Below are 26,842 nucleotides of genomic sequence, written 5' to 3' on the forward strand. Positions count from 1 at the left end.
TCGACATACCCGGGCACCCCGCAGACCCCGTCGCAGGTGACACCGCTGTCGACGACCGAGTCTGCCCAGGCCCCGCACACCGGCCAGATCCCGCCCATCACCACCGATTACAGCCATCCCGGGTACCACCAAAACGGCAATTCCGAACACAGCAGTAACGAACACGGCACCAGCGAGTTACCCCTTAACGAGAACCCGAATACCGAGACCCCGGGCATCGCGCCCGCGAGCATCGAGTCACCGAGCACGGAGCCACTGAGCCCTGAGCCGGTGCGTGCCGAGCCCGTGAGCGATGGACAGACCCAGGCGCGGCAGGTCAGCCCGCCCAACGGTTACGCCGAGATGCCCCGACCGACCCCGAAGCTGACCGCAGAGGATGTGGAGACCGCGACCGCCGGTGTGAAGAACAAGATCGGACCCACCGGTCGCCCCATGCCCGACCTTCCGGACATCCTGCCGCCGACCCGTCGTGGTCCGGCGCAGGTGATCGCGATGTGCAACCAGAAGGGTGGCGTCGGTAAGACGACCACGACCATCAACCTCGGCGCCGCGATCGCCGAGACCGGCCGCAAGGTGCTGCTGATCGACTTCGATCCGCAGGGTTCGGCGTCGATCGGGCTGGGTGTGCAACCGCACGACCTGGACATCTCCGTCTACAACCTGCTGATGCAGCGCGACATCCGCCATGACGAGGTGATCCGGCCGACCCGGGTGGAGAACCTCGACCTGCTGCCGGCCAATATCGACCTTTCCGCGGCCGAGGTGCAGCTGGTCCAGGAAGTCGCCCGTGAGTACACGCTGCAGCGCGTGCTGGAGCCGATCATCCCGTTGTACGACGTGATCCTGATCGACTGCGCACCCAGCCTCGGCCTGCTCACGGTCAACGCCCTGACCGCGTCGAACGGCATCGTCGTACCGCTCGAGTGCGAGTTCTTCGCGCTGCGCGGACTGGCCATGCTGACCGACACCATCGGCAAGGTACAAGACCGTCTGAACCCGAAACTGGAGATCGTGGGCATTCTCGGCACCATGTTCGACGGCCGGACGACACATGCCCGCGAGGTGCTCGACCGTGTCGTCCAGGCCTTTGACGAGCGCGTCTTCCACACCGTCATCCGGCGCACGGTGAAGTTCCCCGAGACGACCGTCGTCGGCGAACCCATCACCACGTACGCGCCTTCCTCGTCCGCCGCGTCCCAATACCGCGAGCTGGCCAAGGAGGTGCTGGCGCGTTGTCCCGCCGGGTGAGCCTGCCGGGTGCCAGTGAACTCTTCGGCGGCACGGCACCCAGGCAGACACGCCCCGAGCCCTCCACGAACGGCACCGCGACCGAGGACCGAAAGTCCAGCGGCCGGGTCCGGCACGACACGAAGATCACCGTGTACGTGACCGAGGAGGAACTGCTCGGGCTCGAACAGACACGTCTGGCGTTGCGCGCCGAGCACGGGCTGGCCGCTGACCGCGGCCGGATCGTGCGCGAGGCGATCGACGTCCTACTGGCCGACTTCGTCGAACGTGGTCCCGACTCGGTCCTGGTCCAACGGCTCCGGGCGCAATGACCTCCGGTTCGTCGTCTGCTCTCCCGATCGACTTGGACGCTCCCGTCGATCTGGAGAGTCCGCCGTCGTCCGGGCACAAGGGTTTCAGCGTTCATCTGGTCAACTTCGACGGGCCGTTCGACCTGTTGCTGCAGTTGATCGCCAAGCACAAGCTGGACATCACCGAGATCGCGTTGTCGCAGGTCACCGACGACTTCATCGCCCACATCAAGGCGGGCGGACCGAAGTGGGACCTGGACCAGACCTCGGAGTTCCTGCTCGTCGCGGCGACCCTGCTCGACCTGAAGGCCGCCCGGCTGTTGCCGCAGGCCGAGGTCGAGGACGCGGAGGACCTCGCGCTGCTGGAGGCCCGGGATCTGCTCTTCGCGCGCCTGTTGCAGTACCGCGCGTTCAAGCAGATCGCGGCACTGGTGAATCAGCGGATGGCCGAGGAGGCCAAGCGGTTCGCCCGGTCCGTGAGTATGGAACCGCGCTTCGCCGAACTGCTGCCCGAGGTGCTGCTGGGGATCGACCCGGCGGGGCTGGCGGCGTTGGCCGCGCGGGCGTTGGCGCCGAAGCCGATCGAGGAAGTTTCGCTTACGCACTTGCACGCGCCTTCGGTCACCGTGCGGGAGCAGGCGTTGGTGGTGGTCGATCGGTTGCGGTTCTCGCGTTCGCTGACCTTCCGGGACTTGATCGCCGATTCGCCGGACACGGTGACGACGGTCTGCCGGTTCTTGTCCCTGCTGGAGCTGTTCCGCGCTAGTGCTGTGGCTTTTGATCAGGTGACGCCGCTTGGTGAGCTGACGGTTCGTTGGACCGGTAGTGAGGAAGGCGACGTGCTGGTCAGCGCCGAGTTCGACGAGGAGGCCAAGGCGCCTGAGGATGCCGAATCGGTCGACGCCGGTCCGGAGCCGGAGTTCGAGGCGCTTGCCGTTCTCACCGAAGACGATGTTGATGTGGATGAGCCGCAGTACGACGAAGGGGCCGGCGCGACCGCGGCCGACCCTGCGCCGGGTGAGGCCGGAGAAGCGACGCCCGGACCGAACGAGACGGAAGACCAGTGACCGAACAACACGACGCCTCGACCGACCAGACCTCTGTCGTACCCGGCGCCGAAGAGCCCGTCGCGACCGAGACGCCCGAGTACGACGTCCAGGCTGACGAAACCGAGTCGGCCGAGTACGACGTACAGGCTGATCCCGCCGCTGGCGCCGACCCGGTCGAGTCCGGGTCCGACGAAGCCGCGGCCGTCGATCCGGCCGAGGCTGCCGAAACCGAGGCGGCGGAGGACGACGTACGGGCTGGTCCCGCTGCGGGCGTTGACCCGGGCGAGGCCGACGACGCGGGCGCTGTTGCCGAGTCGGGGGAATCGGCGGTTGGGGCGGTGTCGGCGGAGGAGTGGCGACCGGGTGGGGATGTGCCGGCCGCGGTGGCTGCGGAGCACGCGGATCCGGCTGAGGTCGATGAGGCTGTTGTTGCGGCTGATCCCGAGGCTGAGGCGGATGCCGCTGAGGACAAGGACTATCTGGAGCCGGGAGAGTTGCCGGTCGAGCCCGAGGTCGTCATCGATGACGAGACGATGCGGCGGGCGCTCGAGGCGATCCTGATGGTGACCGATGAGCCGTTGCCGGTGCTGACGTTGGCTCGTGCGGTTGGACGTCCGACTGCTGATGTCGCGGGGGCGCTGGCCGATCTTTCCGGGGAGTACACCGAACAGGGCCGTGGGTTCGACCTGCGCGAGGTCGCCGGTGGGTGGCGGTATTACACCCGTGAGGAGTCGGCCATTTTTGTCGAGCGCTTCGTGCTGGACGGCCAGCAGTCGCGGTTGACCCAAGCGGCGCTGGAGACGCTCGCGGTCGTCGCGTACAAGCAGCCGGTCAGCCGTGCGCGCGTCTCGGCGATCCGTGGCGTGAACGTGGACGGCGTGATGCGGACGCTCGTCACGCGCGGGCTGGTCGAGGAAGCCGGCGCGGATACCGAATCGCAGGCGACGCTCTACCGCACCAGCTCGTACTTCCTCGAGCGAATGGGCATGCAAAGCCTCGACGATCTCCCCGAACTCGCGCCGTATCTCCCCGAGATGGACGACGTCGAAGACGAGATGGCCGCCCAGGACAAGGCAGCCCAGGACAAACTCGACAACCTCGACCGCGAAGCCGCCGCAGCCGCCGCCCCCGAGGCCGAAGCCGCCGCCCCAGCCGCCGCGGCCGACATCGAGGTCACCGCGGCCGAGGCGGAAGCGGACCACTCCGCCGAAGCCGGCAACCCCTCCGCCGAAGCCGCCGAAACCACGGACTCCGCCGAAGCGACCGACCTCACCGAAGGCGCCGAAGCGCCCGGAACCGTCGAAGCAACGGAATCCGCCGAGGCCGCCGTACCTGCTGACGTCACCGAAGTGACCGAGCCAGCCGAAGTGACCGAGCCCGCCGAAGCGACCGGAGCCGCCGAAGCAACGGAAGCCGCTGAAGCCGCCGTACCTGCTGAAGTCGCCGAAGAGACCGAGTCCTCCGAAGCGATCGAAGCCGTCGAAGAGACCGAGTTCGCCAAAGCGACCGAAGCCGCCGTACTCGCTGAAGTCGACGACGCCGCTGACGGTGCTGAAGTCGCCGAATCGGAAGGCGACGCCGGGTTTGAAGCGGAAGCCGAGTCCGATCACGAGCGCCAGGACGAGGACACGGCCAGCGTGGAGTCCGAGGCTGATACTGCGCTGGACTCCGAGTCCGACGCCGATGACGCGCAGGACTCCGAATCCGAGGCCGGAGACGAAGCTGAGGGTGAGGCCGGAGCCGAGGGGGAGATCGAGGCAGAAGGCGTTGGTGAGGTTGGCGGGGAGCGTGGGGGAGTAGGGGCCGGAGAGGACGCGGGGGAGGCGTTCGGGACTGTGGATGCGGAAGAACGCGGCTCGGCGTGGTCGAATCGGACTGATGACTGAGACGAACGAGCCCGGCGGTATCCGGTTGCAGAAGGCCCTCGCGCAGGCAGGCGTGTCCAGCCGACGGGCCGCCGAGCACCTGATCGAGCAGCGCCGGGTGGAGGTGGACGGCGAGGTCGTCACCGAATTCGGGCTGCGAGTGGACCCGGCCGTCTCGGTGATCCGCGTCGATGGCGAACGCATTCCACCCGTAACCGCGCACGTCTACCTCGTCCTGAACAAGCCCCGCGGCGTGGTCACCACCATGTCCGACCCGCAGGGACGCCCGTGCATCGCGGACTACACCGGTGAACGGGACGAGCGGCTGTTCCACGTCGGCCGACTCGACACCGACACCGAAGGCCTGCTCCTGCTGACGAACCACGGCGAGTTCGCGCACCGCCTGGCCCACCCGTCGTACGAGGTCTCCAAAACGTACGTCGCCGAAGTCGAAGGCAACGTCAAACCCGTCGTGCTGCGGCGCCTCCTCGACGGCGTCAAACTGGAAGACGGTTTCGCCCAGGCCGACACGGTCAAGGTCGTCTCAACGATCCGCGGCCGAACCCTGATCGAGATGTCCCTCCACGAGGGCCGGAACCGAATCGTCCGCCGCATGTTCGACGAAGTCGGCCACCCGGTCAAACGCCTGACCCGTACCGCGATCGGCCCAGTCCGCCGAGGCAACCTCCACACCGGAGACCTACGCGAACTAACCGACAAAGAACTAGGCCAACTCCTAGACCTAGTAAACCTCTAACCCCCCGCCCCCACCTCACCCGCCGCCCGCCCCCGGGGGACGCCCTCTCGCGCCCTCCCCACAGGCGGCCACGCCATACGCGTCCACTCGCGGGCAAACGCTTGCGACGGTCGGACGCAAAATGCGGCTCACCTGTGGATACCGCTGCCACGGTCGGACGCGAAGTGCGGGCCGCACCCGTACATCTGCCACGGTCGGACGCGGAATGCGGCCTCACCTGTGGACGCCGAGCCCACGGCACCAAGGTCCGACCCGCACACTCCTGGGCCAATTTGTGGAAAACCCTCTCGCGAGGTGCCTCCTTGTGTTTGCACACGCGCGACGCAACAAGGCACCTAGTCCGAAAATGACTGTGTTGGGGCGTGCGTGTGTTCCGGCGGAGCGCAGCGGAGCCGGGAGGTTGTGTGCTCGGTGGTCAGGCGACGGGTTCGAGGGTGACGTTGTAGCCGAGGGCTTGGAGTTGGCGGACGTGGTTGCGTCGTTTCCGTTCGGGGTTGATGCGGTTGTCGTAGAAGTCGGGGCCGAGGTCGTGGAAGTGGGCGTCGGGATCGGATAGCAGGTGCCAGACGATGACCAGGATGGAGCGGCCGACCGCGACGATGGCTTTCTTGCGGCCGCGGCGTCTGGCGATGCGCCGGTAGCGTTCGCCGAGGAAGGTGTCGGTTTTACCGGCGCAGACGGCGGCCTCGCCCAGGACCCGGGCCAGGTAGGAGTTGCCGTGGCCGGTGGCGCCGGTGCCTTTCTTCTTCCCGGCCGATTCTTTAACCCCGGGGGCGAACCTGGCCCACGACGCCAGGTGGCCCGGGGTGGGGAACCGGGTCATGTCGGTCCCGATTTCGGCGATGATCACGTGCGCGGTGACCCGCCCGATGCCGGGGATCTCATCGAGTCGTTCCACCGCCTCGGCGAAAGGGGCGATCTGGTCGCCGATCCTGTCTTCGAGGTCGGCGATATCGGCTTCGATCTGGTCGATCCGGGCCAGCATCTTGGCCAGCAGATAGGCGTGGTGGTCGGTGAAGTATCCGGTGAAGGCTTCTTCCAGGTCACCGATCTTGGCCCGCATCCGGGACCGGGCCAACTGCGCCAGCACCTTCGGGTCCCGCTCACCCCCGGCCAGCGCGGCCAGCATGTCCCGCCCCGACACCCCGAAAATGTCCGACGCGACCACCGACACCTTGATACAGGCATCTTCCAGCAGCTTCTCCACCCGGTTCTTCTCCGCAGTGCACGCGTTCACCAAATCAACCCGATACCGGGTCAGATCCCGCAACTGGCGGATCGGCAACGGCGGCACGAAACTGGCCCGCAGCATCTGCCGCTCCGCCACCTTGCACAACCACACCGCATCCAGCCGGTCGGTCTTCGGCCGACCCGGCAAATGCTTCACATCCTTGGCGTTCACCAGCCAGGTCTCCAACCCGGCCGCCTCCAGCAGATAGAACGGCGGCTTCCAATAGTCCGAGGTCGCCTCCATCACCACCCGCGACACCCCCAGCTCGACCAGCCGGTCAGCCAGCCGCAACAACGACCGCGTCATCGTCGAATACCGGTCCACCTCCTGCAACCGGCGCCCCGGCCGGCCCGGATCCGGAATCCGCACACAACACACCAACTCGGCCTTACCGATGTCCAGCGCCGCGACCCGCGCGATGATCTCCTCGACATCCTGCGTCTGCTCCAGCACCACAACCCACCTCCACACAACGCACCGGCAAACACGGTGCCCGCAGGAGCTGCAAGGATCCGGCGAATCTAGTCCGCGTGCTCAAAGGCAACACTGAAAGGCCCACAACGCAACTCCCGGCGCCCGACTCGCGGACGGCCTCAAACGAACCACAGTGATACGGCGTCAACGGGCACCACCCCAATTTTCAGCCCGGAACGGGCCGCCCACCAGAGCAGTGCCAGACTCGCGGGAGAGTTGTCCCCAGATTCGCCCGCGCATTCGTATTCCGCGTCCGACCGTGGCAGGTCTTTCCACAGCCGAACCCGCAGGGTCGGACGCGGAATTGGTCCACCCTGTGGATACCGCTGCCACGGTCGGACGCGGAATGCGGTTCGCCTGTGGAAACCCCTACCCACGGTCGGACGCGGAATGCGGCCTGTGGACGTCGAGCGCCCGGCACCGAGATCCGCACCGCACACGCCTGGGCCAATTTGGGGATAACTCTCCCGCGAGGTGCCTCCTTGTGGTTGCAGAGGCGCGACGTAACAAGGCACCTCGCGGGAGGGTTATCCCCAGATTCGCCCGCGCGTTCGCATTCCGCGTCCGACCGTGGCAGGGGGCGGCGTGGGGGCGGGACGCATGTGGGGCAAAGGGGGGAACGGCAACGATGGGGTGACGGCGCGCCTGGGACGACGCCAAAGTGTCGGAGGCGGGACGTAGGGTGGGGACTGTGAACCGGCGAATCTTCGGCCTGGAGAACGAGTACGGCGTCACTTGCACCTTTCGCGGTCAGCGCCGACTGACCCCCGACGAGGTGGCGCGGTACTTGTTTCGGCGAGTCGTGTCCTGGGGGCGGAGCAGCAACGTCTTCCTCCGCAACGGGGCCCGGCTCTATCTCGATGTGGGGTCCCACCCGGAGTATGCGACGGGTGAGTGCGACTCCGTCACCGACCTGATAGCCCACGACAAGGCCGGCGAGCGGATCCTCGAGGGCCTGCTGGTCGACGCGCAGAAGCGGCTGCACGACGAGGGCATCTTCGGTGACGTCTACCTGTTCAAGAACAACACCGACTCCGCCGGCAACTCGTACGGCTGCCACGAGAACTACCTGGTCAGCCGCCATGGGGACTTCGCCAAACTGGCCGACGTGCTGATCCCGTTCCTGGTCACGCGGCAGCTGATCTGCGGCGCCGGCAAGGTGCTGCAGACGCCGCGCGGTGCGGTCTACTCCGTCAGCCAGCGCGCCGAGCACATCTGGGAAGGCGTTTCCAGCGCCACCACGCGCTCCCGCCCGATCATCAACACCCGCGACGAGCCGCATGCCGACGCCGAGCGATTCCGCCGGCTGCACGTCATCGTCGGCGACTCGAACATGTCCGAGACCACGATGCTGCTCAAGGTCGCGAGCACCGACCTGGTGCTGCGGATGATCGAGGCCGGCATCGTGATGCGCGACCTCACCCTGGACAACCCGATCCGGGCGATCCGTGAGATCAGCCACGACATGACCGGCCGCCGTGAGGTCCGGCTCGCCAACGGCCGCGAGGCCAGCGCGCTGGACATCCAAGGGGAGTACCTGACCAAGGCGCGCGACTTCGTCGACCGCCGCGAGTTGGGTACGCCGGCCGTCGAGCGCGCGCTGAACCTGTGGGAGCGCTGCCTCAAGGCGATCGAGTCGGGCGACCTGTCCGGGATCGAGCGGGAGATCGACTGGGTGATCAAGTACCGGTTGATCGAGCGCTATCGCGAGCAGAACAACCTCGGTCTGGCCAGCCCCCGGGTGGCGCAGCTCGACCTGGCGTACCACGACATCCACCGCCCGCGCGGGCTGTACTACCTGCTCGAGCGCAAGGGCGCGGTCACCCGGGTCGTCGACGATCTGCGCGTCTTCGAGGCGAAGTCCGTGCCGCCGCAGACGACGCGGGCGCGACTGCGTGGCGAGTTCATCAAGCGGGCCCAGGAGCGTCGTCGCGACTTCACGGTCGACTGGGTGCACCTCAAGCTGAACGACCAGGCGCAGCGCACTGTGCTGTGCAAGGACCCGTTCAAGTCGCACGACGAGAGGGTCGAGAAGCTCATCGCCAGCATGTAGGGCAAGCGTTCTCACACAGACGGTTTGCCGGGCCACGCTGGGTGGCCTTGCGAGCGCAGGCTAGGGTGGTCGGCGTTCATCTGGCCGTACTGAGGCGGGCCTGCCGAGACAGGGTCGCGCCGTGAGATTTTCGAGGTGCTCGTGCGCAAGCTGTTGAGTCTGGTCGCAGCCGTGGCCCTGGGTTCGTCCCTGGTCGCCTGTGGCTCGGAAGACAAAGCCGGAGACGGCGGTGACTTCGGCAAGAGCGGTATCAAGGTCACCGAATCGTTCGGCAAGAAGCCGACCATCACCCACAAAGAGGGTGAGCCGGACAAGGCTCTGGTGACCGAGGTCCTCGCCGAGGGCAAGGGCGCCGAGGTGAAGAAGGGCGAGCTGCTGGTCGCCAACTACATCGGCCAGATCTGGCGCGACGGCAAGGTCTTCGACAACTCCTACGACCGTGGCGCGCCCGCGGCGTTCCCGATCGGCGTCGGCAAGGTCGTCACCGGTTGGGACGAGGCTCTCGTCGGCAAGAAGATCGGCAGCCGCGTGCTGCTCTCGATCCCGCCGGACAAGGGCTACAAGGAGGCCGGCAACAAGGACGCCGGCATCACCGGTACCGACACGCTGATCTTCGTCGTCGACATCGTCGGCGCCTTCGACACCAGCAAGAAGTCCGTGGGTGGCGCGGCGCAGACGATCCCCGCGGGCAACCCGGCCGTCACCGGTGCCGTCACCGCCGAGCCGAAGGTCACCGTCCCGAAGGGCTACAAGGCCCCGAAGACCACCGGTAAGCCGATCCTCGTGGTCAAGGGCACCGGCGCGCCCGTCGAGAAGAACTCGATGGTGCGGATGCACTACGCGATCTTCGACTACACCGGTAAGAAGCAGTTCAGCACCTATGTGCCGAGCCAGCAGTCGCCGGTCGCCGAGGCGGTCGCACAGCCGGTCGCCCCGACCGGTGCAGCCGCCGGCCAGGCCGGACCGCTCGCCGCGCTCGTCGGCGTACCGGTCGGAAGCCGCGTCCTGATGCACCTGCCGGCGCAGCAGGGCCAGGCCGCGTTCGTGGTGCTCGACGTGATCGACAGTCTGCCGATCACCGTCGCCTGATCCACTCAAACGGCCGGGTCGCCCTCTCTTCCAGAGGACGGCCCGGCCGTTGGCATTTCAGGCCTTGGGTAGATCTACTAGTGCGGCAGCGTGGCGGCCGGCGGCTGCGGCGGCTTCGAAGTACGCGCGGTCGCCGTCGAGGTCCCTGCCCATTGTCGAGAGCTTGACCGGCGCAGCAGCCAGTACGTCGTACAGGCCGTCTACGGAGGCTCGGACGACTCGGTGGCGGGCGTGCAGGGGTTCGGCCGCATCGCGGACCAGGTCGCCGAATTCGCCCGGGAGATCCGGTACGACGACGTCAGCGGGTTGAAGCGCCACGCGGCCGTAAGCGGTCAGGCTGTGGTGAGAGATGCCGCGGTGGCGTGGTCGGGGATCGGCCTCAGAGATGCGTAGTGACGCGACTGCGCGGCCGCCGAGCGTTCCGATCGCGTTGATGGCTTCACCCGACTGGACGCCGGAGAAACCCCAGCGAGTACCAGTACCGAGGTTGCCTGGGCCTTGCGTGATCACGACCAGTTCGGCCCCTAGTACGCGCACTGCCGTCAGTAGGCCCGTGTGGACCGTCACGGCCTCCCTGTCGCCGCCGTACGCCTGCCCGACCGTAACCGTGCCAGCGAGCCACCCCGCGTCGCGTAGAGCCGGAACCGTACGGGAGAAGGCCATCGGCAATGCCCCGCCGTCGGTCATCACGTAGACCACCCTCGTCCCGGGGCGAGCGTCGTACACCCCGGCGAGTACGGCGGGCAGTGCCGAGTGCAGGTCTGCCACGACGACAGGCGTGCCCGCGAGGTCGTCCGCGTCGCGAAGCACCTCGTGGTCCGGCGAATCCTGCTCGTCGGCGCCGAGCACCATCGACTGCAAGGGCGTGTACCGCGCTTTGACCAGGTGCCCGCTCTCCGGCGGATCGGCCGGCAAGCGGTCCGGAATCGCCACCACCAAGGCGTATCCGCCCGTACCGAGACCTCGATCGAGGGCGCCGACGTTCAGCAGGACGCGATCGCCGATCAGCGGCAGGCCGACCAGGTCCGGATAGGCCAGGGCCTTCACGGCGGTGTCGCCGACCGAGACCACCAACTCCTGCGCTCCGGTCCAACTACGCCCGAGTTCGGTCACGAAACCTGCACGCCAACGCATCACAGGGTGACTTTAATGTCCGCACTCGCCACCACATGCCCGGCACCACGCCCAGCGGCCCGCGCGACAACCCGCCCACCCCGAATCCGCACCGCCACCTCGACCCGATCCCCGGCCGCCGCAATCCCGAGGCAGGACGGATCGAGTACGACCTGGAGTGCGGGCCAAGCCGACGCCGGAAAGGCCTCGCGCAAACACGTGCTCACCTCGGCGATGACCAATCGCGTCAACGGCGCCCGCTCGTCAGACGCGTCGACCGGGATCACGAGAGTCGTCGCAGCTCCAGCCCGTACGGCGTCCTCGGCGGCCTCGAGCCGTTCGAGGCCGAGCACCGTGACGACGCCATCGCGGTCGAGGCGCGCGGGCTGACCGGTGACCAGGTCGACCGAGGGCGGGGGAGCCCATTCCTCGTCGACCGGTTCGACCGGCACGATGCTTTGCGAAGGCGGCCACCAGTCGTCGAAGTCCAACTGCAGCAACCGCTCGCAGGCGTTCACCACGTTGAAGGGCTCGACGAATCCCGGGGCTGCCGCCACGAGTTGGCTCGCGCCGTACAGGCTGGTCAGGGCGGACTCCGCCACCCGAACCAGCCGACGGCCCGGACGCAGGCTTTCGAGCGCGAGGCCGAGCAGGATGGCGTCGAGTTTCATCAGCTGGCCGAAGGTCTGCCGGAGTGTCTCGTCGCCGATGATCTCCGGCAGCAGGTCCTGGCTGATCCGCGCATCACCGCGGGGATCGAGCTCGAGCGGCAGCCCGGTCACCCAGATCCGCGCGAACTCCCGCAACGCCTCAGTCGCCGTACGACGTCCAGGTGGTGCCTCCACCGGGCGGTCGGCGGCCTCGGCCAGCACGCTGAAGTAGAGCGCGCGTTTGCCCGGGAAGTTCGAGTAGACGGCGCCGCGGGTCAACCCGGCGCGGTCCGCGATCAAGTCCACCCGGGCGGCCCGGAACCCGTGTTCGGCGAATTCCTCGCGCGCGGCAGCGAGAACCCGACCTCGGGTCTGTAGCTGCGCTTGGGTTCTGCTGAGACGACCTGCCACCTGGTTAAGATACTCGGACCATCCGGATGATCTGAACATCTGGATTCGTGAGGGAAGGACCGCTGACGTGGCCGACCGGGATCTGCTCAGGTGTTCCTTCTGTGGCAAATCACAAAAGCAGGTCCGCAAGCTGATCGCAGGTCCGGCCGGCGTGTACATCTGCGACGAGTGCGTCGACGTCTGCAACGAGCTGATCGAGGAGGAGCTGTTCGAGTCGGCGGCACCCGGCCTCGAGGAGCTGCCCCGGCCGGTGGAGATCTGTGCCTTCCTCGATCAGTACGTGATCGGCCAGGATCGGGCGAAGAAGACGTTGGCCGTCGCGGTCTACAACCACTACAAGCGGATCCAGGCATCGGCCAAGCGCGGCGTCGACCAGATCGAGCTGGCCAAGTCCAACATCCTGCTGATCGGCCCGACCGGCTGCGGTAAGACCCATCTCGCCCAGACGCTGGCCCGGATGCTCAAGGTGCCCTTCGCGATCGCGGACGCCACCGCGCTGACCGAGGCCGGGTATGTCGGCGAGGACGTCGAGAACATCCTGCTCAAGCTGATCCAGGCCGCCGACTTCGACATCGCGAAGGCCGAGACCGGCATCATCTACCTCGACGAGGTGGACAAGGTCGCCCGCAAGAGCGAGAACCCGTCCATCACCCGGGACGTGTCCGGCGAAGGCGTCCAGCAGGCCCTGCTGAAGATCATCGAGGGCACGGTCGCGAGCGTGCCGCCGCAGGGTGGCCGCAAACACCCGAACCAGGAGTTCCTCCAGCTCGACACCTCGAACATCCTCTTCATCGTCGGTGGTGCCTTCGCCGGCCTCGACCGCATCATCGACCAGCGGGTCAACCAGGGCGGCATCGGCTTCGGTGCCCGGATCCAGACCACCCGGGATCTCGACGACGTATTCGGCGAGGTCACGCCGGAGGACTTGCTCAAGTTCGGCCTGATTCCCGAGTTCGTCGGCCGGCTGCCGATGGTGACGAGTGTGCGCAGTCTCGACCGCGACGCGCTGGTGCGGATCCTGACCGAGCCGCGCAACGCCCTGATCCGGCAGTACCGCCGCCTCTTCGAATTGGACGGCGTCGAGCTCGAGTTCACCGGCGAGGCGATCGAGGCCGTCGCCGACCAGGCCATCCTGCGCCGGACCGGTGCCCGTGGCCTGCGCGCCATCCTCGAGGAGGTGCTGATGGCGGTGATGTACGACATCCCGGGCCGCGATGACGTCGAGCGCGTGGTCATCACCGCCGAGGTCGTCGCCGAACACGCCCTGCCCACGCTCGTTCCCCGCCCGGCTCCGGAGCGTCACGACAAGTCCGCCTGAGCCCACACCTCCGTGAGGTGGCCAGACGTGATGCGATGAAGGGGCGGGGCCTCCCGCCCGTCGTGGTTTCCGAGTGATGCTCGGTGTGCAGGTTTTGCACGAGTGGGGAAGGAGGCCCCTTATGTGTGCAGAGTACGACGGTCGGCAGGTTGTGGGTATTGATCTGCATCGGCGGCGTTCGGTGATTGCTCGTCAGTCTGAGTCTGGTGAGTCGTTGGGGTGGGTCCGGATTGTGAATGACCGTGAGGTGTTGCGCGAGCAGATCGGGTTGGCGGGTCCGGTGCCGCGGGTCGTGGTCGAGGCCACGTATGGCTGGTACTGGGCGGTGGACGAGCTGCGGGCGGCGGGTGCGGAGGTGTATTTGGCGCATCCGCTGGGGGTGAAAGGGTTCAGGTACCGGCGGGTGAAAAACGATGTCCGGGACGCGTTCGATCTGGCGGATTTGTTGCGGATGGGGCGGTTGCCGCAGGCGTGGATCGCGCCGCCGCCGGTGCGGGAGGTGCGGGAGCTGGTGCGGTATCGGGCCAAGCTGGTGAAGGTCCGGTCGGGGTTGAAGGCGCAGGTTCATGCGGTGCTGGCCAAGAATGGTCTCGGGGCGAGGGTGAGTGACCTGTTCGGTGTCGCCGGGCGCGAATGGCTGGCGGGGTGCCGGTTGCCGGCGGCGTATGCGGTCCGGGTCGGGTCGCTGCTGGATCTGATCGATCATCTTGATCGGGAAGAGGCCCGGTTCGCGGCGTTGATTGCGGCCCGGCTGGCCGGTGATGAGGGGTATCGGGTGATTCAGCAGTTGCCTGGTGTCGGGCCGACGTTCGCGGCCGTGTTCGTGGTCGAGATCGGTGATGTGCACCGGTTCGCCAACGCCGCCGCGCTGGCCAGCTGGGCAGGGTTGACCCCGCGGCATCGTGAGTCCGACACGACCGTTCACCGCGGTCACATCAGCAAGCAGGGCTCCCGGCTGGTGCGGTGGGCAGCGGTGGAGGCCGTGCAGCACGCCACCGTGGCCAAGATCGCTGCCGACCGGCACCGCATCGAGCAACGCCGCGGTACCAACATCGCCAAGGTCGCCGCGGCCCGCAAACTACTCACCCTGGTCTATTACGGGCTGCGCGACCACGAGATCCGTGCGCTGGCCCGCTGCCAGGACCCGGTATGAGTAGCTCGACCGCAGCGCACGCAGGGTCGTTGAGTGGTCAGACCTCCCGATCCCGAACCGGTGATCCAGGGCACGGTCGTTGTACGTGATTGACCTCGCGCGCTGCGGGCCGAACCACTCCATGCCCCCAAGACCTGCGGGGCGAAGGGATGACAGGGCAGTCGAGCAACCCGACCTGCCGGACCCTTGCACAAGACAAGGGATGGAGAACCGACCCACAACCCCTATACCGGCATTCCGGTCACAGCAAGGCTGGCGATGGTCTACGACCAGCGTCAAGACCAAGCCCTCCGGGCGGCCTCCGGCCGGCCCTGACCCCGGCCGCACACCACGCTGCCCAAAACCCGACCGGAACCCCACAAAACACGCACCCACCAGCCCCTTGCACAACCCCACCCCTTCAGGGATGACTACTCGCGGTGGGAAAATTCGGGAAAGGCCGGCTGTGGAAGTGTCCGGCGGCGGGTTTGGCAAATGAGGCGGGTTCGTGGCCCGCGACCGCATAAGGTGGACGGGTGTCGGCGCGGAAGAGTGAGCGGCTGCTCAACCTGGTGATCTGCCTGTTGGTGGCGCGCACCTACGTGACCAAAGAGCGCATCCGCGAGGTCGTCGAGGGCTACGCCGGCCTCACCGTGGATGCCTTCGAGAAGATGTTCGAGCGGGACAAGGACGAGCTGCGCGATCTCGGCATCCCGATCGAGATGGGCACGATCGACAAGTTCTTCTCCGACGACATCGGCTACCGGATCCGCCGCGACGTCTTCGAGCTGCCCGAGGTCCACCTCGAGCCGGATGAGGCCGCCGTGCTCGGCGTCGCCGCCCGGGTCTGGCAGCACGCGAGCCTGGCCGAGGCGACCAGTTCGGCCGTGCTCAAGCTGAAGGCGGCCGGGATCCAGACCGACCAGTCGGCGTTGAGCGCGATCGAGCCGCACGTCGGCGCCTCCGAACCGGCCTTCGACCCGCTCTGGTCGGCCGTCGTGACCCGGACCGTGGTGACGTTCGAGCACCTGCGCAGCGGCGCGGCCCAGCCGACCCACCGCACGCTCGAACCGTGGGGCATCGTCTCCTGGCACGGCCGGTGGTACGTCGTCGGCCGGGATCGCGATCGCCAGGCGACCCGGATGTTCCGGCTGTCCCGGATCGGCGGCAACGTCAAGACGATCGGCTCACCCGAAGCCTTCGCCGTGCCGGAGGGCACCGACTTGCGCGGCCTGGTCTCCGAGCTCGCGCCGCCGCCACCGACGTCCGAGGCGAAGGTCCGGGCTCGCGCCGGCTCCTGCGTGAGCCTGCGCCGCCGCGCGACCGCCGTCGAGCCGTATGAGGACGGCTGGGACCTTCTGCACGTGCCGTACGCCGATGCCGGCGTCCTTGCCGAGGAGATCGCGTCGTACGGGCCACAAGCCGTGGTCGAGGCGCCTGGTGACGTCCTCGACGGAGTACTGCGACGCCTGCGCGACGTGGCCGGGGTGCCGAGTGACAGCGCCGGGGTGCCCTCGTGAGTAGCGCGCGGGATCAGGTCCAGCGCCTGCTCGCCCTCGTGCCGTATCTCCGCGAGAACGACGGCGCCCTGGTGGAGGATGTCGCCGCCGAGTTCGGGGTCAAACCCAAGCAGATCATCGCCGATCTCAAGGTGCTCTGGTTCTGCGGTCTGCCCGGCGCGCAGATGGGCGACCTGATCGAGATCGACATCGAAGCCGCCGAGGGTGACGGCGTCATCCACATCAACAACGCCGACTACCTGGCGCGGCCGCTGCGCCTCGCCGCGGATGAGGCCCTCGCGCTGCTGACGGCCCTCCGCACGCTGCGCGAGGTCACCGGCGACAACGACCGGGACGCCGTCGACCGGGCCATCGCGAAACTCGAGCGCGCCGCCGGCGAAGGCGCTGCCGCGGCGGTCGAGGGTGCGGTCGCCCACGTGCACGTCGAACCGACCCGGCCGGAGATCGCCGAGACGGTCAACCGCGCGCTGGCCGGTCATCGCCGGATGCACCTGACGTACGACGTACCGTCGCGGGACGAGACGACCGAGCGGGACGTCGACCCGATGCGCCTGGTCGTTTCGGACGGTCGCACGTATCTCGAGGCCTGGTGCCGTCTCGCCGAGGACGTCCGCTTGTTCCGGCTGGACCGGATCGCCGCCGCCCAGCTGCTCGACCTCCCCAGCGAGCCGCCCGCGCAGGCCACCCCGCGCGACTTGTCGAACGGGATGTTCCAGCCGTCCGAGGCGGATCTGCTGGCCACCGTCCGGCTGGCGCCACCCGCGCGCTGGGTCGCCGAGTACTACCCGACCGAGTCGGTCGAAGAAGGCCCGAACGGCTCCCTGGTGATCACCCTGCGCGTGGCCGACACGGCCTGGCTGCAACGCCTCATCCTGCGCCTCGGCGGCTCTGCCCAGGTCCTCGAACCGGCCGACCTCGGCGCTCGCATCGCCGAAACCGCCCGCGAAGCCCTCAAGGCGTACGACTTCTGAAGTTTTTATTGGCTTAGTTCACGCTCCAGGGGACAGCGGAAGCGGTGTGGGACCCGGATCCCGTTGAGCCAGCTGCTCCACCGGGCCACCTCGGCCTCGACGGCAGCCGCGGCTTCCTGGCCGATATCGGTCAAAAGGCGATAGCGAATCTCACCCGATTCGGGTTGACCCCAGCCGCCGACGATCCGGCCGTCACACCAGATGGTCGGCCCGACGTTGCCGGTGTTGTCGAAGAGCTGGGGTTTGTGCTCGCCGAGATACCAATCGCGCTCCTTCCAGCCCATCGGCGTCGGATCGAGCGCGGGCAACAGCGCGACCCACGGCTCCACCGGCTCGACCGGCTCCTCGTCACCCGGCAGCACCCAGCCCGTCGTACCGGTGCCGGTCAGCTCGACCTCCACAGCGTCGACGGCGGCGAGGGCCTTCTTGGTCTGGCCGCCATTCCACCCCGTCCACCACTGCAGGTCAGACGTCGAACCCGGGCCGAACGACGCCAGCCAGCGCCGCGCCAGCTCCACCCGGGCCTCCTCGGCGGACAGGCCGACGTGGAGCCCTGCCGGCAGCCACGTCTCGATCGGGGACCACTGGTGCTGGCCGCTCATCCACGTCCCCAACGGGCGCCCGCGCACGATCAGGCCGTCGGCGGCGAGCTGGAACAACACCCGGCTAGTGACGAACGGCTGGGCGGCATACGCCTTGCCCTCGGACATCGAGAGCCTGGTCCGCAGCCTCGGCTCGTCCTCGCCAAGTTGCGTGGCGGTCGCCGAACCACGCGCCTGCAGGGCCTTGACGGTCGACGCCTCGACCTCGGTGAGCCAGTCGGCCGCGTCGGGCACGCCCGCCTCGGCGAGATGCTTGACCAGCAACTTCCGCTGCCGAACGGCGATGTCGTCCGTGCACGCCGTCTGGACCACTCCGGCGAGAGTGGTCGGCACCACGAAGACCGTGCGCCGCATGCCGAGCATCCGCAGCAGGCTCCGGTCGTCGTACAGCGCCTGCTCCGTGTCGGCGACCGTCATGCCCGGGACGCGCGCGGTGACCGACAGGTAGACGGTTGCCGGATCCGTGGCGTGCAGCACCACGAGCGACTCGGCGGCTTCGAGCGGGCTCGCCGCCTGGGCGGACGGGGCCAGCCGGTGCCGTCGGCCGATCCTGGCCCGCCGCTCGGTGACGTCGATCTTTCGCATGCGGAAGTCTTATCAGGGGCTGCCGACAATTCCGTTCAAAGTGAACGATGGACGGCTGGCCTGCGGTCGGGCCGGATGACCGGCTAGGCTCGGACGCATGTACTGGTTCCTGCTGTTCCTCGGCGTGGCGGTGGTGTGGGCGATAGTCCTCGTGCTGCTCGCGCGGAAGTTGTGGGGGCAGAGCAAGGCGCTGGCCCGGGAGATCGGCGTCGCGCAGGCCAAACTCGAAGCGGCCCAGCGGGCACCGGCGGACGCCGCCACGGCGGACACCGGTACGAAGGTCGGCAGCCGGGCGTAGGATCGGCCACGAATTCGCGGTCGATGAGAACCAGTTGGTGTGGGAAAAGGGAGATCCGTCATGATTACGCTTCTCACGATGCCTTCGGGCGCGGAGTGGCTCATCGTTCTTGCCATCGTCGTGCTGCTGTTCGGCTCGACCAAGCTGCCGACGCTCGTGCGTCAGCTCGGCAAGTCGAAGAAGATCTGGGAAGAAGAGGTCGGCCCGGGCAAGAAGAAGGCAGATGGTGAGCTGACCCAGGGCACGCAGAGCCCGGAGCAGTCGATCCACCCGCCCGTGCAGGCGCCCAGCCAGCAGCCGCAGCCGAGCGCTCAGCCGAACACGCAGGTGAACGGCCAGGGCCCGGGCGACGGCGTGCCGCCGACGCACACGGCCAACTGAGCCACGCGCTTCACCTCTTGTGGCGCTGATGAAGATCGGACGGTGGAAAGAGCGCCGCCCGAAGGACGAAGAGGGTCGGATGACCCTGCGCGAGCACATCACCGAGCTGCGCAACCGGCTGGTCAAGGCCATTCTCGCGATCGTTTTGGGTGCCGTGGCAGGCTGGATCTACTTCGATCCGCTGCTGGACATTTTGCGGCATCCGTTCGAGACGAGCATCGGCGATCTGCTCCGGGCCAAGGGTGAAGAGCCGAAGCTGACCTTCACCAACGTCACCGATCCGTTCACGTTCCGGATCAAGATCGCGCTGGTCTTCGGCGTCATCCTGGCCGCGCCGGTCTGGCTGTACCAGCTGTGGGCGTTCATCGTGCCCGGGCTGCACCGCACCGAGCGCAAGTGGACGATGTTGTTCGCCGCCATCGCCACCCCGCTGTTCGGCGCGGGTATCGCAGTCGCTTACTGGACCCTGCCGAAGGGCCTGGAGATCCTGATCGGCTTCACCCCCGAGGCCGTGCAGAACCTCATCGCGCTGCCGGACTACCTGAACTTCGTGCTGCGGACCCTGCTGGTCTTCGGCATCGCCTTCCTGATCCCGCTCGTGGTCGTGCTGCTCAACCTGCTCGGCGTGGTGCCGGCCACCGCGCTGGCGAAGTTCCGGCCGTACACGATCATCATCATCTTCGTCTTCGGCGCGGTCGCGACGCCCTCGGGTGACCCGTTCTCGCTGATGTTCCTGGCCGTGCCGATGTGCGTGCTGTACTTCGCGGCCGAGATCATCGCGCGGATCGTGGACAAACGCCGCGCGAAGAAGCTCGAAGAAGATCTGGCCGCCGACTGATGGCCCGTCATATCGCGCTGGTGGTCAACCCGACCTCCGGCCGGGGCCTCGGCGCCCGCGTCGCTCCAGTGGTCCGGGCCCGGCTGGAGTCTGCCGGCCTGACCGTTTCGGAGTTCGCCACCAGCTGTGCGGAGGACGTCGGCCGGATCTCCGCCGAGGTGATCGCATCCGGCGCGGACGCGGTCGCCCTGGTCGGCGGCGACGGCACGATCCACCTGGCCGCCCAGGTGCTCGGTGGCTCGGGCCTGCCGACCGGCATCATCCCGGCCGGTACCGGGAACGACTTCGCCCGCGCCATCGGCGTACCGCTGAAGAACCCCGAGGCCGCCGCCGACCGCATCATCGCGGGGGAGACCCGGGCGGTGGACCTGGCGACCGCCAAGGGTGAACTGATCACCACGATCATGTGCAGCGGGTTCGACTCGAAGGTAAACGAGCGGGTCAACCGGATGAACTGGCCGAAGGGGCAGCAGCGCTACACGGTCGCGACGATCGCCGAATTGCGAACGTTCACGCCGCTGCCGTTCAAGGTGACGGTCGACGGTCAGCTGATCGAGACCGAGGCGATGATCGTGGCCGTCGGCAGCACCCCGTCGTACGGCGGCGGCCTGCAGATCCTGGCCGGCGCGGTGATCGACGACGGGCTGCTCGACGTCACGATCATCGAGCCGATCTCGCGACTCAAGCTGCTCCAGCTGTTCCCGAAGCTTGCCAAGGGCACCCATGTCCCGCATCCGCTGGTGCGCCAGCTGCGCGGCACCAGCGTGCGGGTGGAGGCGCCGGGTGTCACGGCGTACGCCGATGGCGAGCGGCTCGGTCCGCTGCCGATCGACATCGGTATCAAACCTGGCGCGCTGATCGTCTACTGATCACGGTGCGTCGCGGTCCGGTCGCGGACTGAATCGTGCGATCTTCAGCTTGATCGCACGAAAGGTGACAGCTGATGCCGAAGGTCCTTTCCGGCCTGTCCACGGTAATCGACGCGGGTTTGCTTGCCCTCGGCCTCTACATTCTCTTCTGGGTGCCGCAACCGTCGATGAACACGGCCTTGCTGGGCTGGAATCTGCTGGCCTTGCTCTACCTGGTGGTCCGGGTCTCGCGCGCCTTCCGGCTACGCCCGATCACGGAGACGGCCTGGCTCGTCGGGCCGCTCGCGTGGCGGCGGGCGCGTTTCGTCTTCACCTTGCTGACCAGCCTGATCGGCATCGGCTGCGGCCTCGATATCGTTGCCACCAGCAACTCGGATGAGATCGACGTGGCCCGCCTCTTCGGCGCCGCCGCGGTGGTCGTTCTGGCCTGGTTCATCCTGCACTTCGGGTACGCCGAGCGCTATGCGCAGGTCTACCGCCGGCTCGTTCCGGACCGGTCACTGGTCTTTCCCGGCACCGAGGCGCCGGCCTACCTCGACTTCGTCTACTTCTCCTTCACCACCGGCTGTTCGTTCGCCGCGTCCGACGTCGAGGTACGCAACCGGCCGACGCGAATCCTGGTCCTGACGCACAGCGTGCTCTCGTTCTTCTACAACACCGCCATCCTCGGCATCGCCGTCGGCGTCATCAGCGGCCGCTGACCGCTCACCCCTGACGTTCCCAGCGGCCAACGGTGGCGGGTGGTGATTGCCGGATCACGGACTGAAATCTCTGGACTCTTGTTGTGGCCTGGATCTCTCTGATAGGAAGCTTTCCTAACAGATAAGCCCCACGATTCAGCTCAGGAGGACCAGGTGCGCAGTCTCGCCCGGAGCACCACCCGCCGCCGCTTCACCGCCGTCGGCGTTCTGCTCGGCCTCACCCTTGCCGGTACGTCGTCGCCGGCCGGCGCCATGCCGCTGCGCGACGTTCCTCTCGAATACCCGACCAGCAAGGCCGTTGCCGCTGATCGGGTAGTCGCCGCCGTCGGTCTGGATGACCCGGCGAAGAAGGAAATCGCGATGAAGATCGTCTCCAGCGCCGAGAACTCCTCGCTCAACTGGAAGGCCCAGTACAAGTACATCGAGGACATCAACGACGGCCGCGGATACACCGCCGGCATCATCGGATTCTGCTCCGGGACGGGCGACATGCTCGACCTGGTTGAGCTTTACCAGGCACGCAAGCCCGGCAACGTCCTCGCGAAGTACCTCCCCGCCCTCCGTGAGGTGGACGGCACCGACTCGCACGCGGGGCTCGATCCCAATTACACCCGCGACTGGAAGACCGCTGCGAACGACAGCGTCTTCAAGGCCGCGCAGAACGCCGAGCGCGACCGGGTCTACTTCAACCCGGCGGTCTCGCGCGCCAAGTCGGACGGCCTCGGCGTACTCGGCCAGTTCATCTACTACGACGCCATCGTCATGCACGGCAACGGCGGCGACTCGACCAGCTTCGGCTCGATCCGCAAGCGTGCTCGCGGGAAGGCGAAGACCCCGGCAGAGGGCGGCAACCAGACGACGTACCTGCACGCCTTCCTCGACGCCCGCGTCTGGGCGATGAAGCAGGAGGCGGCGCACGAAGACACCAGCCGCGTCGACACCGCCCAGCGCGTGTTCCTCAACAAGGGCAACCTCAACCTCAACACGCCCCTCGACTGGAAGGTCTACGGCGACAGCTTCCACATCGGCTGATGTGGAACGGCCTCCGCTCCCACCGCCCGCCGGAGCGGAGGCCCACCCAGATGGTCTCGTCATCGCGATGACGGGACCATCGGTACGCCCTTGCCAGGGGTGTTCGGGAATTGGGGGTGGCGTCGCATAGCCTGGCGTCATGACCTCCCCGTCCGAGAAGTACGCAAATTTCCGCTCGGACCAGGGCCACCCGGCGGTCGCCGAGTTCCGCTCGCTGTACGACTTCAAGCTGGACGACTTCCAGCTGCGCGCGTGTGCCGCCCTGGAGGACGGGCATCAGGTGCTGGTCGCGGCGCCGACTGGGTCGGGCAAGACCATCGTCGGCGAGTTCGCGGTGCACCTGGCGCTCAAGAGCGGGAAGAAGTGCTTCTACACCACCCCGATCAAGGCGCTCAGCAACCAGAAGTACGGCGATCTCGTCCGCCGGTACGGCAGTGAGAACGTCGGCCTGCTGACCGGGGACAACTCGATCAACTCCGAGGCGCCGATCGTGGTGATGACCACCGAGGTGCTGCGCAACATGCTGTACGCCGGTTCGCACACGCTGCTCGGCCTGTCGTATGTGGTGATGGACGAGGTGCACTACCTGGCCGACCGCGCCCGCGGTGCGGTTTGGGAAGAGGTCATCATCCACCTGCCGGACTCGGTCGCGGTGGTCTCGCTGTCGGCCACGGTGAGTAATGCCGAGGAGTTCGGCGACTGGCTCGAGACCGTCCGCGGTAACACCGTCGTCGTGCTGGAGGAGAAGCGGCCCGTTCCGCTCTTCCAGCACGTGATGGTCGGCAAGCGCCTGCACGATCTGTTCGCCGGCGAGGCCCCGACCGCCCGGACAGGTGCGCCGGTGCCGGCACAGGCCAAACCCCAGCGCTCGGGCAATCCGGCAAAGCAGGAAGCCTTCGACGTGAAGGACCTGGTCAACCCGCAGCTCGTCCGGATCGCGCGCGACGACAACCGGATCTTCCGCGACGACTCGCGCAAGCCCCGGCGCCGCCGCGACCTGCCGAAGCAGCGGCCGGGCAAGTCGCACTTCACCCCGTTCCGGTCGGATGTGGTGGAGGAGCTCGACGCGGCCGCGCTGCTGCCCGCCATCTTCTTCATCTTCTCCCGCAAGGGCTGCGAGGACGCGATGGTCCAGTGCCTGCGTTCCGGCCTGCGGCTGACCAAACCGGCCGAGCGGGACGAGATCAAGCGCGTGCTCGCGGAGCGTACGGTCGACCTGCCGGACGAGGATCTCGGCGTGCTCGGCTACCACGATTTCGCCGAGGCGCTGAGCCGCGGGATCGCCGCGCACCATGCCGGCATGCTCGCCGCGTTCAAGGAGTGCGTCGAGGAGTTGTTCGCGCGAGGCCTGATCAAGGTGGTGTTCGCGACCGAGACGCTCGCCCTCGGTATCAACATGCCCGCGCGAACCGTCGTACTCGAGAAGCTCAGCAAGTGGAACGGCGAGACCCACGCCGACATCACCCCGGGGGAGTACACCCAGCTCACCGGCCGGGCCGGACGGCGCGGGATCGACGTGGAGGGTCACGCGGTCGTGCTCTGGCAGCCCGGATTCGACCCGCGCGCGGTGGCCGGTCTGGCCTCGACGCGTACGTATCCGCTCCGCTCGTCGTTCTCCCCGTCGTACAACATGGCCGTCAACCTGGTCCGCCAGGTCGGTCGCGGGCGCGCTCGGGACATGCTGGAGCTGTCGTTCGCGCAGTTCCAGTCCGACCAGGCGGTCGTTGGTCTGGCCCGGCAGGTGCAGCGCAACACCGAGGCGCTCGAGGGGTACAAGGAGTCGATTGACTGCCACCTCGGCGACTTCCTGGAGTACGCCGCTTTGCGCCGCAAGATCAGCGAGTACGAATCGTCCGGGTCCAAGCAGCGCAAGCTGGATCGCCGGGTCGAGGCGCAGGAGTCGATCGAGAAGCTGCGGATCGGCGACATCATCCGGGTGCCGGCCGGCCGGAGTGCGGGCTGGGCGCTGGTGCTCGATCCGGGCGTGCGTTCCGAGCGCGAGGGCCCGCGGCCGACCGTGCTCACGCTCGACCGGCAGGTGCGCAAACTGTCGATGATCGACTTCCCGGCACCGGTCGAGTCGATCGGCTCGTTGCGCGTGCCGAAGAAGTTCAACGCGCGCAATCCGCAGCAGCGCCGCGATCTCGCCCACGTGTTGCGCGGCCGGACCGACATGCTCGGCGAGGACGGGCCGCCGTCCCGCAGCCGCGGCCGCGATGCCGTGCAGCAGTCGGACGACCCGGAGCTGCAGCGGATGCGCGCCGAGCTGCGGGCACACCCCTGCCATGGTTGTGCCGACCGCGAGGACCACGCCCGCTGGGCCGAGCGCTACTTCCGCCTCGAGCGGGAGACTCGCGAGACCCAGCGCAAGATCGAGCAGCGGACGAATACGATCGCCCGCCAGTTCGACCGGGTCTGCCAGGTGCTGGACGCGTTGCACTATCTCGACGGCGATCAGACCACCGAGGCGGGCGACCGGCTGTCCCGGATCTATACCGAGCTCGACCTGGTCGCGGCCGAGTGCCTGCGCCAAGGCGTGTTCGACGGTCTGGACGTGCCGCAGCTCGCGGCCTGCCTCGCCGCGCTGGTCTTCGAATCGCGTGCCAAGGACGAGCCGACCTCGCCACGCCTGCCGGGTGGCGACGTGCGAACCGTGCTGGACCAGATGGGCGGGATCTGGCGCGAGCTGTCCACCCTCGAGCGGAACATGCGGGTCGACTTCCTCCGGCCGATGGACCTCGGGTTCTGCTGGGCCGCCTTCCGTTGGGCGTCCGGCGCCTCGCTGACCGAAGTGCTGTACGAGTCGGATCTCGCGGCGGGCGACTTCGTCCGCTGGGTCAAGCAGCTGATCGACCTCACCGAGCAGGTCGCCGACGCTGCCGGCCCGGGTGATCTGCGCAAGACCGCGCGCGCCGTGACCGACGAGATCCGCCGTGGCGTCATCTCGTACGCGTCCGTCGTCGACTGACCTTTTCTGCTTGTACCTTTCAAGACCGCCCTGTTGAAGGAGAGCACGTCAGTGGAATTGTCACGCCGTAAATTCGGCAAGCTCGCCGTTGTGACCGGAGCGGCTGTCGCAGCTGGTTCTGTTGCCGGTACGACGCTTGGTGGTCCGGCCGGCGCGGCCGCGACGTGGCGCGCCACGGGCACCGCCGTACCGGCCTTGAGTGGTTTCGACAACCAGTTGAAGGCGTTCATGCAGGCCCGCGGCATCACGGCCGGCCAGGTCGCAGTCACCTACAAGGGCAGGCTGGTGCTCGCCCGCGGCTACAGCACCGAGAGCACGCTGGATGTCCAGCCCACTTCGCTGTTCCGGGTCGCGAGTGTGTCGAAGACGGTCACCGGTGCGGCGATCATGAAGCTTGTGCAGGACGGCAAGCTGAGCCTGTCGACGCCGGTCACGTCGATCCTCACCTTCACGCCGCCGACCGGCCAGACCGTGGACGCCCGGCTGAAGTCGGTCACGATCAAGCGGCTGCTCCAGCACCTCGGCGGTTGGGATCGCAACGTCTCCGGCGATCCGAATTTCAAGGACGCGGCGATCGCGCAGGCGCTTGGTGTCCCGATGCAGCTTCGCCACGCCGACGTCATCAAGTACATGGCTGGACGGCCGCTCGACCTCGCCCCGGGCAGCAAGTACGCCTACTCGAACTACGGTTATCTGCTCGCGGGCCGGGTGATCGAGAAGGTCTCCGGGTTGAGCTACGAGGCCTATGTGAAGCAGAAGTTGCTTACCCCGTTGAAGATCACCCGGATGGCGCTCGGCGCGTCCGTGTGGAAACGCGCTGGCGAGGTTCCGTACGAGTCGCAGTCCACCGGGCGCACAGTGATGGACAACTCCGGCGCCATCGTTCCCGCGCCGTACGGGTCGTTCAGCATGCGCACCCAGGACGCCAACGGTGGTTGGCTCGCGAGCGCCCCGGACCTGGTGCGTTGGGCGAAGATGTTCGATGCGCCGGGCGTTTTGAACAGTACGTCGCTCGCGAGCGTTTGGGCGAAGCCGGAGACGGGCCTCGCGACCGACGGCTCGTACTATGGTCTTGGTTGGAATGTGCGGCCGACCACTGGTGGTACTGGGCGCAACACCTGGCACACCGGGAGCATGCCGGGCACGTTTTCGCTGCTCGTGCGGACGTCGTCGGGGCTTAGCTGGGCGGCGGTGTTCAACCGGCGGGACGACGCGAGTGGCAAGTCGTACGGCGATATCGACGCTGCGATGTGGACCGCCGCCAACGGCGTAACCAGCTGGCCCACCCACGACCTCTTCCCCAAGTACTTCGTCTAACCCCGTTCATCGGGCCCTTGTGACCAGGCGTGTCGCCGTTCATCGGTCCCTTCTGACCACCGGCGTCGGGCCCATCGACG

23 protein-coding genes are annotated in these 26,842 nt (G+C 67.6%); 19 read left to right on the forward strand and 4 right to left on the reverse strand.

Features of this window, described 5'->3' with window-relative positions; all coding sequences use genetic code 11:
- Window positions 1-342 precede the first annotated feature (342 nt).
- From OG394_RS37150 to OG394_RS37170, 5 genes are read left to right on the forward strand one after another with little or no spacing between them, the layout of a single operon-like run.
- Window positions 343-1,248: a ParA family protein gene (locus tag OG394_RS37150; RefSeq protein WP_328996907.1), complete on the forward strand. Its 906-nt coding sequence runs from the start codon at window positions 343-345 to the stop codon at window positions 1,246-1,248.
- On the forward strand, window positions 1,233-1,559 hold the full coding sequence (locus OG394_RS37155; RefSeq protein ID WP_328991979.1) for a hypothetical protein: 327 nt from the start codon (window positions 1,233-1,235) through the stop codon (window positions 1,557-1,559). The genes OG394_RS37150 and OG394_RS37155 overlap by 16 nt, the downstream gene beginning before the upstream one ends.
- Complete coding sequence (locus OG394_RS37160) at window positions 1,556-2,605, forward strand: segregation and condensation protein A (protein ID WP_328991980.1); 1,050 nt, start codon at window positions 1,556-1,558, stop codon at window positions 2,603-2,605. Before OG394_RS37155 ends, OG394_RS37160 begins: the two co-directional genes overlap by 4 nt.
- Window positions 2,602-4,473: an SMC-Scp complex subunit ScpB gene (gene scpB, locus OG394_RS37165; RefSeq protein ID WP_328991982.1), complete on the forward strand. Its 1,872-nt coding sequence runs from the start codon at window positions 2,602-2,604 to the stop codon at window positions 4,471-4,473. The genes OG394_RS37160 and scpB overlap by 4 nt, the downstream gene beginning before the upstream one ends.
- Entirely contained in the window at window positions 4,466-5,209 is a 744-nt protein-coding gene (locus OG394_RS37170) for a pseudouridine synthase (protein WP_328991983.1), read from the forward strand. Before scpB ends, OG394_RS37170 begins: the two co-directional genes overlap by 8 nt.
- A gap of 415 nt (window positions 5,210-5,624) precedes the next feature.
- Here the strand turns inward: OG394_RS37170 and OG394_RS37175 are convergent, their stop codons facing one another.
- On the reverse strand, window positions 5,625-6,893 hold the full coding sequence (locus OG394_RS37175) for an IS110 family transposase (RefSeq protein ID WP_328989086.1): 1,269 nt from the start codon (window positions 6,891-6,893) through the stop codon (window positions 5,625-5,627).
- Between the two features lie 712 nt (window positions 6,894-7,605).
- Between OG394_RS37175 and pafA the strand changes: the two genes are divergently transcribed.
- Together pafA and OG394_RS37185 are read left to right on the forward strand one after the other, a co-directional pair.
- Entirely contained in the window at window positions 7,606-8,967 is a 1,362-nt protein-coding gene (pafA, locus tag OG394_RS37180) for a Pup--protein ligase (RefSeq protein WP_328991985.1), read from the forward strand.
- 135 nt (window positions 8,968-9,102) lie between these two features.
- Window positions 9,103-10,056 carry an FKBP-type peptidyl-prolyl cis-trans isomerase gene (locus OG394_RS37185; protein ID WP_328991987.1) on the forward strand — a complete coding sequence of 318 codons (954 nt, stop codon included), beginning with the start codon at window positions 9,103-9,105 and terminating at the stop codon, window positions 10,054-10,056.
- Window positions 10,057-10,113: 57 nt separating this feature from the next.
- Here OG394_RS37185 and OG394_RS37190 read toward each other — a convergent pair whose 3' ends face one another.
- Both OG394_RS37190 and OG394_RS37195 read right to left on the reverse strand, forming a co-directional pair.
- Entirely contained in the window at window positions 10,114-11,190 is a 1,077-nt protein-coding gene (locus OG394_RS37190; protein WP_328991989.1) for a DUF3866 family protein, read from the reverse strand.
- On the reverse strand, window positions 11,190-12,230 hold the full coding sequence (locus OG394_RS37195) for a TetR/AcrR family transcriptional regulator (RefSeq protein ID WP_328991990.1): 1,041 nt from the start codon (window positions 12,228-12,230) through the stop codon (window positions 11,190-11,192). Before OG394_RS37195 ends, OG394_RS37190 begins: the two co-directional genes overlap by 1 nt.
- A 67-nt stretch (window positions 12,231-12,297) precedes the next feature.
- On the opposite strand from OG394_RS37195, the gene clpX reads away from it, so the two are divergent.
- The 4 genes from clpX (at window position 12,298) to OG394_RS37215 (ending at window position 17,171) form a co-directional block, all read left to right on the forward strand.
- On the forward strand, window positions 12,298-13,548 hold the full coding sequence (gene clpX, locus OG394_RS37200) for an ATP-dependent Clp protease ATP-binding subunit ClpX (protein ID WP_328991991.1): 1,251 nt from the start codon (window positions 12,298-12,300) through the stop codon (window positions 13,546-13,548).
- 121 nt (window positions 13,549-13,669) lie between these two features.
- The gene (locus tag OG394_RS37205) at window positions 13,670-14,701 is read left to right on the forward strand and encodes an IS110 family transposase (RefSeq protein WP_328991452.1); all 1,032 of its coding nucleotides are present in this window, start codon (window positions 13,670-13,672) and stop codon (window positions 14,699-14,701) included.
- Between the two features lie 515 nt (window positions 14,702-15,216).
- On the forward strand, window positions 15,217-16,200 hold the full coding sequence (locus OG394_RS37210; RefSeq protein ID WP_328991993.1) for a helix-turn-helix transcriptional regulator: 984 nt from the start codon (window positions 15,217-15,219) through the stop codon (window positions 16,198-16,200).
- Window positions 16,197-17,171 (forward strand): helix-turn-helix transcriptional regulator, encoded by a 975-nt coding sequence (locus tag OG394_RS37215; protein ID WP_328991994.1) that lies wholly within the window; start codon window positions 16,197-16,199, stop codon window positions 17,169-17,171. Before OG394_RS37210 ends, OG394_RS37215 begins: the two co-directional genes overlap by 4 nt.
- Window positions 17,172-17,176: 5 nt before the next feature.
- On the opposite strand, the gene OG394_RS37220 is transcribed toward OG394_RS37215, so the two are convergent.
- Window positions 17,177-18,358, reverse strand: a complete 1,182-nt coding sequence (locus OG394_RS37220; RefSeq protein ID WP_328991995.1) for a winged helix DNA-binding domain-containing protein — start codon at window positions 18,356-18,358, stop codon at window positions 17,177-17,179.
- 97 nt (window positions 18,359-18,455) lie between these two features.
- On the opposite strand from OG394_RS37220, the gene OG394_RS37225 reads away from it, so the two are divergent.
- The 8 genes from OG394_RS37225 to OG394_RS37260 all read left to right on the forward strand — a co-directional run bounded on the left by OG394_RS37225 (window position 18,456) and on the right by OG394_RS37260 (window position 26,762).
- Window positions 18,456-18,656 carry a hypothetical protein gene (locus OG394_RS37225; protein ID WP_328991996.1) on the forward strand — a complete coding sequence of 67 codons (201 nt, stop codon included), beginning with the start codon at window positions 18,456-18,458 and terminating at the stop codon, window positions 18,654-18,656.
- Between the two features lie 60 nt (window positions 18,657-18,716).
- Window positions 18,717-19,037 carry a twin-arginine translocase TatA/TatE family subunit gene (locus tag OG394_RS37230; protein WP_328991997.1) on the forward strand — a complete coding sequence of 107 codons (321 nt, stop codon included), beginning with the start codon at window positions 18,717-18,719 and terminating at the stop codon, window positions 19,035-19,037.
- A gap of 28 nt (window positions 19,038-19,065) precedes the next feature.
- Window positions 19,066-19,875, forward strand: coding sequence for a twin-arginine translocase subunit TatC (gene tatC / locus OG394_RS37235; protein ID WP_328991998.1), 810 nt, complete (start codon window positions 19,066-19,068; stop codon window positions 19,873-19,875).
- Window positions 19,875-20,744 (forward strand): diacylglycerol/lipid kinase family protein, encoded by an 870-nt coding sequence (locus OG394_RS37240; protein WP_328991999.1) that lies wholly within the window; start codon window positions 19,875-19,877, stop codon window positions 20,742-20,744. Before tatC ends, OG394_RS37240 begins: the two co-directional genes overlap by 1 nt.
- Before the next feature lie 74 nt (window positions 20,745-20,818).
- Complete coding sequence (locus tag OG394_RS37245; protein WP_328992000.1) at window positions 20,819-21,445, forward strand: DUF1345 domain-containing protein; 627 nt, start codon at window positions 20,819-20,821, stop codon at window positions 21,443-21,445.
- A gap of 153 nt (window positions 21,446-21,598) precedes the next feature.
- A complete protein-coding gene (locus OG394_RS37250) occupies window positions 21,599-22,477 on the forward strand; it encodes a chitosanase (RefSeq protein ID WP_328992002.1) in 879 nt (292 codons plus the stop codon).
- A 139-nt stretch (window positions 22,478-22,616) separates the two neighbouring features.
- On the forward strand, window positions 22,617-25,445 hold the full coding sequence (locus OG394_RS37255) for a DEAD/DEAH box helicase (protein ID WP_328992004.1): 2,829 nt from the start codon (window positions 22,617-22,619) through the stop codon (window positions 25,443-25,445).
- Between the two features lie 51 nt (window positions 25,446-25,496).
- Window positions 25,497-26,762, forward strand: a complete 1,266-nt coding sequence (locus tag OG394_RS37260) for a serine hydrolase domain-containing protein (protein WP_328992005.1) — start codon at window positions 25,497-25,499, stop codon at window positions 26,760-26,762.
- Window positions 26,763-26,842 lie beyond the last annotated feature (80 nt).

The sequence above is a fragment of the Kribbella sp. NBC_01245 genome, from assembly GCF_036226525.1.
Taxonomy (GTDB): domain Bacteria; phylum Actinomycetota; class Actinomycetes; order Propionibacteriales; family Kribbellaceae; genus Kribbella.